Origin of the sequence: Meiothermus sp. CFH 77666 (genome assembly GCF_017497985.1) — a bacterium.
Taxonomy (GTDB): Bacteria; Deinococcota; Deinococci; order Deinococcales; family Thermaceae; genus Meiothermus.
This window is the reverse complement of the sequence record NZ_JAGDFV010000018.1, coordinates 35,942-48,947: the sequence shown is the minus strand read 5'-3', so window position 1 is coordinate 48,947 and position 13,006 is coordinate 35,942. Positions and strand designations below refer to the sequence as shown.

At 60.2% G+C, this 13,006-nt stretch carries 13 protein-coding genes; 1 reads left to right on the top strand and 12 read right to left on the bottom strand.

Annotation, left to right across the window (positions count from 1 at the left end; genetic code table 11):
- Positions 1-15: 15 nt before the first annotated feature.
- The 7 genes from J3L12_RS10435 to J3L12_RS10405 form a co-directional block, all read right to left on the bottom strand.
- Entirely contained in the window at positions 16-435 is a 420-nt protein-coding gene (locus tag J3L12_RS10435; protein WP_208014997.1) for a DUF86 domain-containing protein, read from the bottom strand.
- Positions 428-862, bottom strand: a complete 435-nt coding sequence (locus J3L12_RS10430; protein WP_208014996.1) for a nucleotidyltransferase domain-containing protein — start codon at positions 860-862, stop codon at positions 428-430. Before J3L12_RS10430 ends, J3L12_RS10435 begins: the two co-directional genes overlap by 8 nt.
- A 39-nt stretch (positions 863-901) precedes the next feature.
- Positions 902-1,540: a rhomboid family intramembrane serine protease gene (locus tag J3L12_RS10425; RefSeq protein WP_208014995.1), complete on the bottom strand. Its 639-nt coding sequence runs from the start codon at positions 1,538-1,540 to the stop codon at positions 902-904.
- A 307-nt stretch (positions 1,541-1,847) separates the two neighbouring features.
- Positions 1,848-2,261 (bottom strand): Hsp20/alpha crystallin family protein, encoded by a 414-nt coding sequence (locus J3L12_RS10420; RefSeq protein ID WP_208014994.1) that lies wholly within the window; start codon positions 2,259-2,261, stop codon positions 1,848-1,850.
- 154 nt (positions 2,262-2,415) lie between these two features.
- Positions 2,416-2,841 carry a thioredoxin gene (gene trxA / locus J3L12_RS10415; RefSeq protein WP_208014993.1) on the bottom strand — a complete coding sequence of 142 codons (426 nt, stop codon included), beginning with the start codon at positions 2,839-2,841 and terminating at the stop codon, positions 2,416-2,418.
- Between the two features lie 52 nt (positions 2,842-2,893).
- A complete protein-coding gene (gene clpB, locus J3L12_RS10410; protein ID WP_208014992.1) occupies positions 2,894-5,458 on the bottom strand; it encodes an ATP-dependent chaperone ClpB in 2,565 nt (854 codons plus the stop codon).
- Positions 5,459-5,510: 52 nt separating this feature from the next.
- Positions 5,511-6,050: a DUF2513 domain-containing protein gene (locus tag J3L12_RS10405; protein WP_208014991.1), complete on the bottom strand. Its 540-nt coding sequence runs from the start codon at positions 6,048-6,050 to the stop codon at positions 5,511-5,513.
- 214 nt (positions 6,051-6,264) lie between these two features.
- Here J3L12_RS10405 and J3L12_RS10400 point away from each other — a divergent pair, with 214 nt between their 5' ends.
- A complete protein-coding gene (locus J3L12_RS10400; RefSeq protein WP_208014990.1) occupies positions 6,265-6,465 on the top strand; it encodes a hypothetical protein in 201 nt (66 codons plus the stop codon).
- A 316-nt stretch (positions 6,466-6,781) separates the two neighbouring features.
- Here J3L12_RS10400 and J3L12_RS10395 read toward each other — a convergent pair whose 3' ends face one another.
- From J3L12_RS10395 to J3L12_RS10375, 5 genes are all read right to left on the bottom strand, one after another.
- On the bottom strand, positions 6,782-7,123 hold the full coding sequence (locus J3L12_RS10395) for a type II toxin-antitoxin system PemK/MazF family toxin (protein WP_208014989.1): 342 nt from the start codon (positions 7,121-7,123) through the stop codon (positions 6,782-6,784).
- Positions 7,110-7,382: a hypothetical protein gene (locus J3L12_RS10390; RefSeq protein ID WP_208014988.1), complete on the bottom strand. Its 273-nt coding sequence runs from the start codon at positions 7,380-7,382 to the stop codon at positions 7,110-7,112. The genes J3L12_RS10395 and J3L12_RS10390 overlap by 14 nt, the downstream gene beginning before the upstream one ends.
- A 132-nt stretch (positions 7,383-7,514) precedes the next feature.
- Positions 7,515-8,876: a dipeptidase gene (locus J3L12_RS10385; protein WP_208014987.1), complete on the bottom strand. Its 1,362-nt coding sequence runs from the start codon at positions 8,874-8,876 to the stop codon at positions 7,515-7,517.
- A 20-nt stretch (positions 8,877-8,896) separates the two neighbouring features.
- On the bottom strand, positions 8,897-9,577 hold the full coding sequence (locus tag J3L12_RS10380; protein WP_208014986.1) for a hypothetical protein: 681 nt from the start codon (positions 9,575-9,577) through the stop codon (positions 8,897-8,899).
- Positions 9,578-10,243: 666 nt separating this feature from the next.
- On the bottom strand, positions 10,244-12,901 hold the full coding sequence (locus tag J3L12_RS10375; protein WP_208014985.1) for an ATPase, T2SS/T4P/T4SS family: 2,658 nt from the start codon (positions 12,899-12,901) through the stop codon (positions 10,244-10,246).
- Positions 12,902-13,006 lie beyond the last annotated feature (105 nt).

The window sequence follows — 13,006 nt, the reverse complement described above, 5'->3', positions numbered from 1 at the left end:
CAACGTTGACCGGCTTTAGCCCTCTGGGTTGTCCCGGTACCAAAACGCAGAAGTAAACTCGAGAAAATCGCCCAAGCGTTCCTCCAGGATGGTCTTCAAAATCGGCAGGGATAGCGCTTGATAGTCGTGAACGGCTACATTGCGGAAGCCAACCATACGCTGCATTGGGCGCGCCAAATCGGTTGAAATAAAGCCCGCATCCTGCAATAGGCGAAAATCATCACGCGAGCTTTGTGGGAGTCCCAGATGGTGCAAGCGCACCATATACATGGCCAGATCAATAGAGGCCTCACAAGCCCGTAAAAGGTTCAGGATAATGGCACCTTGGCACATGAAATTCACAAATAGCTCGTCTTCGTAGCCTCGATACTCTTCCCCAATACGCTTCAAGCAGCGCTCGATGGTAGCCGCCTTGCCCAAAAGCACTTCATCCATAAATCCGCCCCCTGCGGCGGATGTCTTCCAGGATGGGCCGCCTTTCGTCTTGCAGATAGCAGTACTCCTTTAGTGCCCGAATCTCGAACAAATCGCAGCGCGGGCGGTTTGCACAAAACACCCGTCGGCCCTGGGTCACGATGCTGGCTTGCAAGGCAGGAGGCGCGACATTCAGGTCTAGCAGGTCTAACTCGCTGAGCGGGCCGTTCTGGGGGTAGTGTTCCTGCAGGGAGACCAGCTCTTCTGATAGCATGAATAGTGTCCAGGGGTCATAGGGAGCAGGGCCCAAAACGGCTAGATCCAGGTCGCTACCTGGTTGGGCCTGACCGGTGGCCTGAGAGCCAAACACGTAAATGGCCAGGGGTGAAAGCCGCGCTCGAATGTGTGCGAGGATGACCTCGAGGGTTTCTTCCGCTACGGCTGCCATAGCACCATTGTACGCACACGTTTTGTGCTGCCCTGCCGCTCAACGCCGGTACTGGGCCCTGGATCTGCGCTCAAACCACCGTATCAGCACCACCCCCGCCACAAAGCCCCCAATATGGGCCCAGAAGGCAATGCCTTCCTCGCCCATAAAGTCGCCTACAAACTGAATCAGGAGCCAGTAGCCCAGGTAGAGCACCGCCGGTATGGGGACGGGAATCCAGCCCACCAGCGACAGAATAAGGGCCCTGGGGTAAAGCACAATGTACGCTCCGAGCAAGGCCGAGATGGCCCCCGAGGCGCCAATCATGGGTACTTCGCTAGAAAAGCCGCTCATCAGGCCTTGCATGAAGGCCGCCAACACGCCCCCCAGCAGGTAAAACTCCAAAAAGCGCCAGTGGCCCAGGCGATCTTCGACATTGTCGCCAAACACCCACAAAAACCACAGATTGCCCAGAATGTGCAGGATGCTCCCGTGCAGAAACATGCTGCTGAACAGCGTAACCCACTCGCCCAGAGGGTCGGCCAGAAACCGCGCGGGCACAAAACCATAGGTTTGAATTACCGCGGCGGGGTCTGTCAGGAAAAAAGCATATACAAAGCCCAGCAGGTTCAGAACCATCAGCCCGTAGACCACATACGGGCGCCGATGGGCCCGGTTAATGTCGTGCAGCGGGAACATGCCTTCAGCCTACCGCATACCCCGAGCTATGGTGTACTTCACTGAGGTGGCCGCCCAAGAAAACGATAATGCCTCTGAAGCCGGGTGCATGTTACCCAAGCGTTGGTCGGGCCCGGCCCACGGGTGCTTGGGTTTCGAGTTTCCCGGCGGCCACTGTTCTCTCTGGATAAAGGATTCTTACCGGATGGCTCGATATTTGTGAAGAGTGCACTATCTGTGCAGCCGCCCTGGCCTTCAACGGCCCGAACCATGAACCAAAACCAACAAAAAACCCCCCAAACGGGGGGCTTATTGTTCTGAGTGCAGTTTAGGAGTTAGTACGCACCTCAATGCGACGGGGCTGGGCCGCTTCAGCTTTGGGAATGTCGAGGTACAGAATGCCGTGCTTGAAGCTGGCCTCAATCTTGCTCAGGTCGTAGGTGTTGGGCACCACGAAGCTGCGCTCGAACTTGCCATAGACCCCCTCCAGCCGCCACTGGTTGGCATTCTCGGGTTTGTTGAAGGGGCGCTCGGCCCGGATGGTGAGGGTGTTGTTCTCGGTGGTTACCTCGACCTGGCTGGGTTCCACACCCGGCAGGTAGACCGCCAAATGTACCCCCTGGGCATCCTCGAGGGCATCCACCAACGGGGTGTTGGCGCTTTCAGTAGTGGGGGTGAAGAAGTTACGCAGCAGCGCATTCTGGAGTTGTTCGATTTCACGGAATGGGTTGTATCTAATCATAGCAACCTCCTTTACAGGAAAAAGTATAAAACCTGAGCGTACTATTGTCAAGTATAGTTAGTCATCGGACTCATAAAATCGCAGGAAGGTAGTGTCCTTCCTGCGTATTATCACTGGCACGAAGAGACCTGCGAAAGTGCTTGAGAGCCGCAGGTTACAAGTGGGGTTGTAGTTTTTGCAGCAGCAGGTGCTTGGGCGCAGCGCCCACCACGCGCTCCACGGGCTGCCCATCCTTGAACAAAATCAGGGTGGGGATGCCCTGCACGTGGTAGGCACTCTGGGCCAGGGGGTGATGGTCCACGTTGAGCTTCACGATCTTGAGCTTGCCTGCGTACTCGCGGGCAATTTCCTCGAGCACCGGCGCAATCACCCGGCAGGGCCCGCACCACTCGGCCCAGAAGTCTACCAGCACCGGCACCGAAGCGTTTAGCTCGGGGGTCAGTCCCTGGTTGGCGTTGACCAGCCAGGGCAAGGGCTTTTTGCAGGCCCCGCAGACCGGCACCTGGCCCGCAGGGGGTGTGCTGAGGCGGTTTTTGGCACCGCAATGGATGCAAACGGAGATATTGTCGTTTGTAGCCATAAATCAGTTTACGGAGAGGGTAGGGACGCAGCGCCTGCGTCCCTACAGGGCCTTATGCCACTGCCATTTTACGGGTCTCGAACTGCAAGCCCAGCGGGCCGGTGGTCACGTAGACGGTGGCGCCGTCGGGCACCTCACCCGAGAGAATCTTGCGCGAGAGCGGGGTCTCGAGCTCCCGCTGAATCACCCGCTTGAGGGGCCGGGCCCCAAACACCGGGTCGTAGCCGCGCTCGGCCAGGAACTGCAAGGCTTCGGGCGACATTTCCAGGCCAATGCGCCGCTCGGCCAGCCGCTGGCGTACCGCTTTGAGCTGGATTTCCACAATGGCGGCAATCTGTGCGCGCTCGAGCGGGCGGAAGACCACAATCTCGTCGAGGCGGTTCAGGAACTCGGGGCGGAAGTGCTGTTGCAGGATGCCAAACACCCGCTCGCGGATGGTCTCGTAGCTCTGGCCGGACTGGATGCCCTCGAAGATGAGGGGTGAGCCGATGTTGGAGGTGAGAATGATGGCGGTGTTGCGGAAGTCCACCGTGCGGCCCTGCCCGTCGGTGAGGCGGCCATCGTCGAGCACCTGCAACAGGGTGTTAAACACGTCGGGGTGGGCTTTCTCGATCTCGTCGAAGAGGATGACCGAGTAGGGGCGGCGGCGCACCGCCTCGGTCAGTTGGCCCCCCTCCTCGTAGCCCACATAGCCGGGAGGGGCCCCAATCAGCCGCGCCACGGTGTGTTTCTCCTGGTACTCCGACATGTCGATGCGCACCATGTTTTCTTCGGTGTCGAAGAGGCTCGCGGCCAGGGTCTTGGCCAGCTCGGTCTTGCCCACGCCCGTTGGGCCCAGGAACAGGAAGGAGCCAATGGGGCGGCTCGGGTCTTTGAGGCCCGCCCGGGCCCGGCGAATGGCGTCCGCCACCGCGCTGATGGCCTCGTCCTGCCCCACCACGCGGGTGTGGAGTTCCTCCTCGAGGCGCAGGAGCTTCTCCCGTTCGCCCTCCATCAGCTTGCTCACCGGAATACCCGTCCAGCGACTCACGATGCCCGCAATGTCCTCCTCGGCCACCATGGGCCGCACGAACCTGGCACCCGCCATGCGGTCGGAGAGCTCGTTGACCTCCTGCTCGAGCCGGGGCAGCTCGCCGTAGCGAAGCTGGGCGGCCTTGTTGAGGTCGTAGGCCCGCTCGGCCTGCTCGATCTGGGTGCGGACTTCATCCAGGCGCTGCTGGGCCGCGCGGAGCTTCTGCATCACCTCGCGCTCGGCCTCCCATTCGGCCTGCTGCTTGCGAATCTCCTCGGTGAGTTCGGCAATTTCCTTTTCGAGTTCGCCCAGCCGGAACTTGCTCTCGGCGTCGGTCTCCTTCTTGAGGGCCTCACGTTCGATCTCGAGCTGGAGTTTCTTGCGGTTGAGGGTGTCTATGGATTCAGGGCTGCTTTCCAGCGCCATCCGCAGCCGGGCGGCGGCCTCGTCGATCAGGTCTATGGCCTTGTCGGGCAGGCGGCGATCCGAGATGTAGCGGTGCGAGAGCTGGGCGGCGGCAATCAGGGCGGGGTCGGAGATGCGCACCCCGTGGTGCACCTCGTACTTCTCCTTGATGCCGCGCAGGATGCTCACGGTGTCTTCCACGCTGGGCTCGTCCACAAACACCGGTTGGAAGCGGCGCTCGAGGGCGGCGTCCTTCTCGATTTCGCGGTACTCGTCCAGGGTGGTGGCCCCAATCAGGTGCAGCTCGCCCCGGGCCAGCGCGGGCTTGAGCATGTTGCCCGCATCCACCGCACCCTCGGCCTTGCCGGCCCCCACCACGGTGTGCAGCTCGTCAATGAACAGAATAATCTGCCCCGCGCTCTGGATGGTCTCCTGCATCACCGCCTTGAGCCGCTCCTCGAACTCGCCCCGGTACTTCGCGCCCGCCAAGAGGGAGCCCATCTGCAAGCTCACAATGCGCTTGCCCTTGAGCCCCTCGGGCACGTCGCCCTTCACGATGCGCTGGGCCAGCCCCTCGGCTATGGCGGTCTTGCCCACCCCCGGCTCGCCGATCAGCACGGGGTTGTTCTTGGTGCGGCGCAGCAAAATCTGGATGGTGCGCCGGATTTCCTCGTCGCGCCCAATCACGGGGTCGAGCTTGCCCTGCTCGGCCAGTTTGGTCAGGTCTATACCGTACTGCTCGAGGGCATTGTAGGTTCCTTCGGCATGTTCGGATTCCACCTTCTTACCTCCCCTCATCTCCAGCAGCGCCGACCGTATGGCGCTAGCATTCAGCCCCCCGTAGCCGGTCTCGGCCAGGGCCAGGGTGAGCGTGTCTATGGCGACAAACTTGTCCTTGAACTCTGCCGCCAGTTTTTCCGAGCGCTCGAGGACGCTCGAGAGCTTCCCCGACAGATACTGCCCCCCCTCGGCCCCGGAAACCCTGGGGTAGCTCCCCAGGTCGCGGCTGGCGGCCTGCTGCACCGCCTGCAGGTTCTGCCCCGCCCGCTTCAAAAGCTGCGCCGGCAGCCCCGAGGGGTCGCGGAACAGCACCGAGGCCAGATGCCCCACATCCATCTGCTGGTTCGAGTTCTCCCTGGCCAGCACCTGGGTCTGGGCAATAGCTTGACGGGCTTGTTCGGTCCAACGCTCGAGGTTCATACTAGAAATAGTATGAAACTTGAGTGTGATATTGTCAAGTCAGATGAGCCGTTCACCCTATATCCAGCCCAGTTAACTCTTTGGCTTTTTGTTTGAGAAAGCCTTTGGCCAGGTCAAATATGAGCTCAACTGAAAAAGACCCTATCGTTTTCGCTGCTCCTTTGGTTTTTGACCATATGTTTTCGTCCCTAGTGCTGTCCAAAAACTCATGACCTTTCCAGGTTAGAGAATGTACGAGAAAATCCACATAATCACTCTGATAGTATTGGACATCACCCTTAAGGAAGCCGGCGTCTACGAGTAACCAGACGTGATAGGCAACCTGATGGCTTCTGTAGTTATCAAAGACTAAATTTGGTTCCTCTCGTCGATCATTTGTAGCCTCTACCCTCAGCAAAATTTGTCTGATGAGATCCATGTCTCTTTGCATACAATCAATGTTATAAGAAATCCTTCTGATCCAATCCTTTAGCATCCCCTGGCTTTGCTCAATAGAGTCTTCTGTATCCCGATAGAGGGCGTGGAGGTTGTCGGGGCGGGGAGGGTTCTCGAGTTCCAGCCTGGGGCGGCGTTGGTGTTTGGTCAGTTGCATGAACCTATCGTAGCGGATGGAGTCATGCGGCGTTCTTATTAGAGTCCTTACAACCCAAGTTTCAATGTTTGCAGTAAAACCGTTTTGCCCCCAGTGGCCTGGGCTGTTCGAGGTTTGCACGAAACTTCTATGCCTCTTGCTGATCTCGAGCCTGGCCAAGCCTTCTTGAGCAGGGCCTCGAGCGCTTTTCACCAGCCGTGCTAAACTCAGAAATATGAGCCGTCTGGAGATGCTCGAGCGGGAAATTCAGTTGCTCAGTTGGGACGAACTTACCCAGTTTGAGCGCTGGTTTGCCGAGTTCAAAGCTGAGCTTTGGGACAAACAAATCGAGGCCGACGCCAAAGCAGGGAAGCTGGATCAGTTTGCCGACGAAGCCATTGCCCAGTTCGAGCAAGGGAAGTTCAAGAAGCTGTGAACCATTACACCAGCCCACGCTTCTGGGACTGCTACGCCAAGTTATCTCCTGAGCAACAAGAACTGGCTGATAAAGCATTCGAGCTTCTCAAGACTAACCCTTCGCACCCGTCGCTCCACTTCAAGAAGGTGGGGCGTTTTTGGTCGGCTCGAGTTTCCTACAGCCTTCGCGCCTTAGCAGTGGAAGTTTCGGAAGGCTACTTGTGGTTTTGGGTTGGGCCGCACGATGAATACGATCGGCTGGTAAACGGTTGAAGGGCCTCGAGCCTCACCAAGCCTTTTTGGGTAGGGCCTAGGCCTTTCACAGGGGGTCTTGCTTACCTCAAACCCAACACCCGCTTAATCCCCGACTCCACCAGCTCCATGGTTCGGGCATCTACGGTACCGATACGCTCTATAAAAAACTGTTTATCGAGGGTGACGGTCTGCGTCACGTTGATCACCGAGTCACGGCGCAAACCCGCCGAACCTGCCTGAAGAAACACATTTCCGGGGGCGGCAGCCAGGGCCAGGTTGCTGGTGAGCATTACCACCACCACGGTCTTGAGGGCGCTGCGGGTGTACAGGTCGGACTGGATAATCAGGGCGGGGCGGGTGTAGGCCGACTCCGAGCCTCGAGGTGCGGGCAAGTCCACCCACCAAAGCTCACCTCTTTGCACGGCTTACCCCTGCTGGCTTGCGCCTGGGCGCTTCCTCCCACACCTCGGGTTCGATGGAGAGAGTCTGCATCCGGGCGAGTACAGGGTCGCTTTGGGCGGCCAGACCTTCATAAACGCGGTTCAGTTGCGCCGTGACTTCCTCGTCGAGCAATTTTTGTAGCGCTTCGGTGTAGAGCTGGCTGCGGCTGATGCCGCGCTGCTGGGCTAATTTTTCGGCCTCTTCAAAGATGGGGTCGGGGATGAATATAGCGGTCTTCATCATGAATAGTATGACCCAAAAGTCATACTTATTGGTAATACCATGATGAACTACCTTGCTCGGAGGCGTTCGGGGCGCACAAGGGAGCCTCGAGCGCCCCCACCAGTGACGGCCTGCAACCTTTTCTCACCACTACCGGGCCAGCCGACCCAGCAACATGGCGTAGCCCTGCTTGCCCTTCTCGAAGCTGGAAAGCCGGAAGAACTCGTTGGGCGAGTGGATGAGCTCGTCCTCGAGGCCAAAACCAAAGCTCACCGGGTCGTGGCCCAGCAGCTCCTTGAGGGTGCCCAGGATGGGCACCGAGCCGCCAAACATGGTCTCGACCGGGGGCACGCCATAGAGTTCGGCGAGCACTTCCCTGGCAGCCGCGCAACCCGGGTGGTCGGCCCGCATGCGGAAGGCCCTAGCGCCCGACTCCTTGACCCGCACCGTGAGGCGCACCCCTTTGGGCAGGTGGGTTTCCAGGTGGGCCTTGACCAGCGAAACAATCTTTTCGGGGTTCTGGTGGGGCACCAGGCGGCAGGTAATCTTGGCGTGGGCGGTGGAGGGGATTACGGTCATGCCGCCGGGGCCGGTGTAGCCGCCCCACATGCCGTTGACCTCGAGGGTAGGCCGCCCGGTGGTGCGCTCCCAGGGGCCGTAGCCGGCTTCGCCGTAGAACTCGCTCACCCCCAACTTCTGGCGCATCTCTTCTTCGTTCCAGGGGATTTTTTGGTACCACTCCCGCAGCTCGGGGCTGAGGGGCTCCACGTCGTCGTAAAAGCCCTTTACCGCTACGCTGCCATCGGGGTTGTGCAACGAGGCAATCAGTTCAGCCATCGCGTGCAGGGGGTTTTGCACCTGGCCGCCCCAGGTGCCGGAGTGCAGGTCGTGGCTGGGGCCGGTGAGGTCGAACTCGAGGCCGCAGATGCCCCGCACCCCCAGTCCCAGCAGGGGCACCGTCTCGGAAAGCTGGCCGCTGTCGCCGTTGATAATCATGTCGCAGCGCAGGCGCTCTTTGTGCTGCTCGATAAAAGCGGGCAGGCTGGGGCTGCTGATCTCCTCTTCCCCCTCAATCAGGGCCTTGACGTTGAGTTGCAGTTGACCGCTGGCAATCAGCGCCTCCGCAGCCAGCAAAAAGGCCATTACCTGGCCTTTCATGTCCGAGGCCCCCCGCGCCACAATGCGCCCATCTACCACGGTGGGCTCGAAGGGCGGAGAGTTCCAGCGCTCGGGGTTGTCGGCGGGCTGTACGTCGTAGTGGCCGTAGTAGAGCAGCGTGGGCCTGTCCGGGTAGGGGCAGTACTCGGCCAGCACCACCGGATGCCCTGCGGTGGGCAGAACCTCGGCATGCAGGAAACCGGCCTGCTTGAAACGCGCAGCCAGCCACTCTGCGGCCCGGCGAACGTCGTCCCGGTGGGCGGGCTGGGCGGAGATACTGGGGATCGAGAGAAAGGTGCGGAAGTCCTCGAGGTGGGTGGCCTGGTGAAGGGTCAGGTAGTCTTTCCAGCTCATGGCAAGGCGATTCTACCGCCTCAGGGCAGATAGGGGGCCTCGTCGTCCGGCCCCACGTAGCCGCATACCCCCATGCGTGGCGAGTTGACCACAGGCATAAGCATGTAGTCGTCGCCATCGTGTTGTTTCTTGACGTGTTCCCGGGCGTGTTTGTCGCAGAAAAACGGGCTCTCCATCTCGTAGGCGCACTCGGTGTCGATCTGGGTGGCCGGCTGACCGCAGACGCTACAGAGCCAGACCGGGGCTTCGTTGCGGGCCAGCAAGCGCAGGCTTTTGTCCTGATAACCCTCGCGTTCGCCCAGCACCTTGAGTTTTAGCCGGGTGGTGGAGCCGAAATCGTACTCGTGATAAAAATGACTGCCCACCCCAACCACCTCGCCCAGTTTGGCCCGCATGGATCTGGAGTCGCTGGGCCCCCAGGAACGGTCGAGGAACACTTCATAGCTCACCCCATTAATCTCAAACTGGCTCAGATGCCCGCAGCACTCGAGCCAGATATCCCGCAAGAACTGATCCAGCTTGCGCAAGGGGGCGCTGGCCCGAACCTCCACATCCAGCCAGAAAGGCGAGGGTTGGTAAGCATCCTCCACCCGAATGTGCAACAACCGGACGGGTTTTCCCCTGGCCTTGGCAGGATGGCTCTCCACGCACTTGACCAGGTGCTTGGTCATGCTGGCCTTGGTGCCCCGGTACCCACACATCTTGCAAACCGCATAGGAAGGCTTGGCTCTTGGCATGTTGTACTATATCGCACCGGTGGGCGGACTCTCCAGGGCTTTATCGTTTTGGTCGGTTTTAGTCGTATATCGCGTTTCCCACCAATGCGACACACGCGGTGCGTCATATTGTGGTCGGTACAGCAAAAACCGCCGTCCCGACTATTACACAGTCGTATAAATACCCGTACAAAGTGTCCATTGCAGCACGAACTATGCAGTACGCTCTTGCAAAAGCCGTAGCAGAAACCTTTTCGTTCCTCCCCTACCGTGCAGGGGAGGTTAGGTGGGGTTACTGAGCAGCGACTTTGCGTACTCGGGCGGTTGAGGGCCTCACCCAATACCCTCCCCTACCCTCCCTACGTGGTAGGGAGGGGGCTCTATGTCAATCCCTCTCGAAACCCGGAGGTGTACGGACATTTCTACGACGATGTACTAGTTGTGGGAACCGGACTAGATGGTCAATTTGAACCGACACACCGGGGCGAATGGGTGGTAGGGGGTAGGCAGTGGGTGTTTACACCTATCCGCTTTTCCCCTACCCCCTACCCGCTACGCCCCACCTCGGGCAAGTGGGTTGGTGCTTCACCGGGTGGCTACGAACGAAACCAACCCTATAGGGCACTCTCGAAGCCCCTGTGTGGTGTGACTCTACTCGTTGGTACGGGCCATCACCTCTTCCAGGGTGGTAAGCCCCATAAAAGCTTTCTGGATGCCGTCCTCACGCAGGGTTTTCATGCCCCCCTTGCGGGCAATTTCCTTGATCTGGGTGGCCGATTGCCCTTCCACAATGGCCCGGCGGATTTCATCGTCCAGCACCATCAGCTCGTGAATGGCCGCACGGCCCTTGTAGCCCGAGCCGTTGCACTTATCGCAGCCGGTGCCCTTGTACAGACTTTTACCGCGCACGTCTTCTTTGCTGAGGCCCAGGCGGCGTAACACCAGCGCGTCGGGCTCCACCTGAATTTTGCAGTGCTCGCAAATCTTGCGCACCAGGCGCTGGGCCAGCACCCCTACCAGCGCGGCGGAGATGTTGAAAAGCTCCACCCCCATCTCGTCCAGACGGGTGACCGCGCCGGCAGCGTCGTTGGTGTGCAGCGTGGCGATGACCAGGTGGCCCGTGAGCGCGGCTTCAGTAGCGATTTTGGCGGTTTCGGAGTCGCGAATCTCACCCACCATGATGATGTCGGGGTCCTGGCGCAGGAAGCTCCGCAGGGCCTTGGCAAAGGTCAGGCCCGCCACCGGGTTCACCTGGGTCTGGTTGATGCCGGGGATCTCGTACTCCACCGGGTCTTCGATGGTGGTGGTGTTTTTGTCGGGGGTGGCGATGCGCTTGAGAATGCTGAAGGTGGTGAAGGACTTACCTGAACCGGTGGGGCCGGTAATCAAAAAGATGCCGTAGGGCTTGGAGATTACATCCTCGAAGCGCTGGAACACATCCTGGGCAAAGCCCAACTGCTCGATCTCGGGGATGTCGGCAGCCTTGCGCAGGAGGCGCATCACGATCTTCTCGCCGTAGACGGTGGGTAGGGTGGAAAGGCGCAGATCCAGGTCAATCGAGCGGTCGCGGTAGCGCACCCGTCCGTCCTGGGGCAGCCTTCGCTCGGCAATGTCGAGGTTGGACATGATCTTAACGCGCGAGGCTATCGCCGGGCCTGCGCCTTTGGGCAGCCGCATGTACTCACGCAGGCTACCGTCTACCCGAATGCGTACCAGGATGTCGGACTGGCGCGGCTCGATGTGAATGTCCGAGGCTTCCTGCAAGAAAGCTTCGCGGATAATGCTGTTGACCAGCTTGACCACCGCATTGTCGTCCAGGCCGCTGGTATCCGCCGCTTCTTCTTCTTTCTTTTTGCCCTCGAACTCGCGGGCGAGTTCCTCGACCCCTGTTGAGCCACCGTAAAAACGCTCAATCAGCTTGGTAATGGAGGCCTCCGCCGAGACTGCCGGCATCACGTCGCGCTTGGTGATCATGCGCAGGTCGTCAATGGCCAGGATGTTGCGGGGGTCTTTCATCAAGACCACCAGGGTGTTGCCCTCGAGGTGGTGCGGGAAGATGGTATAGCGCCGTACGGTGGCCTCGGGCACCATGGTGAGCACCGAGGGGTCGGGGGGGGAGTCGGTGGGGTCAATGTAGGGGTAGCCCAGCTGGGTAGCCAGGCTTTTGGCCAGCATCTCGGGCTTGATCTTGCCCGACTGCACCAGGGTGTCCTCCAGGCGGCCCCCACCCTGCCGCTGCTTGGAGAGGGCTTCCTCGACATCCTCGGAGGTAACGTAGCCCAGCTCCACCAGCACCTCGCCCAGCGGGCGGGTCTTGCCCATGCGGCGCTGCACCGAAAGGGCATCCTGGAGGGCCGCACGGCCCAGCTTGCCTTCCTGAACCAGGGCCTCGCCCAGGCGGCTTTTTTCGGGATACGCCTTGCTGAACAGGGTTTCCCAGACTTTGGGCAGGGTCAGGATGAACTTGGTCGGGCGCTCGACCAGCTGGGCTACCGCGTGGCGGTGGCGGGGGTCGGCCAGGATAATCAGCAGCTGCTGGCCGTCCTGGCGGATGGGTACCGCCTGATACCGCAGGGCATCGGGGCGCAGCAGGAGGGCCGTGACCTCGTTTTGCAGCTCGAGGTTATCGAGCTCCACCTTGAACTCCAGGCCCGCCTGCTCTGCAAGAGCCTGGTACAGCTTCTCTTCAGACAGGTTGTACTTGTGGGTGAGGAGGCGGCCCAGCAGCTCGCCGGTTTTTTCCTGCTCGACCAGGGCGGCCTCGAGGTCGTCGCGGCTCAACCAGCCCTTGCCGACCAGGATTTCGCCCAGTTGCATCTCGCCGGGCGAGGCCGCCGAGGGTGGCGGGGGCACCGGCAGGCCGAGCTCGGGGTAGTGCAGGGCCAGGGCGTAGCGGAAGGAGGAAGGGGTGGTCAGGTAGGGTTCGATGATCTGGTTGGTGAGGTCTTCCAGCTCCTCCAGCACCAGGTTGTCCAGGGGGTTGAGCAGGGCCACCCGCAGAGTGCCGCCTTCCACGCTAAAGGGAATGGCCCCCAGGTCGCGGGCCCGCTCGGCGGGAATTAGGGATTTGGCTTCGGGGGCAATCTCCAAGCCCACCAGCTCCACCATCGGCACACCGAAGGTCTCTTCGATGGCCTGGGCAATCCGTCGTTCGGAGAGCAGCCCCAACTCGACAATGATGTCCGAGAGGTTGCCCCCCACCTCGCGGTGTTGCTCGAGGGCCCGCTGGAGTTCTTCATCCCCCAGCAGGCCCATGTCCAACAGGGCTGCGCCCAATCGTTTGTCTCCAATGGTCAAGACATTCGCCATTCGACCCGTCCTCCTATGCGAAGCAGATGCTGCCCGGCGTGATGTGGTTGCAAATAAAGGGCGGGGTGCCGGTTTTGTTTTTGCAGTAGCGGGTGATGCAAGCCA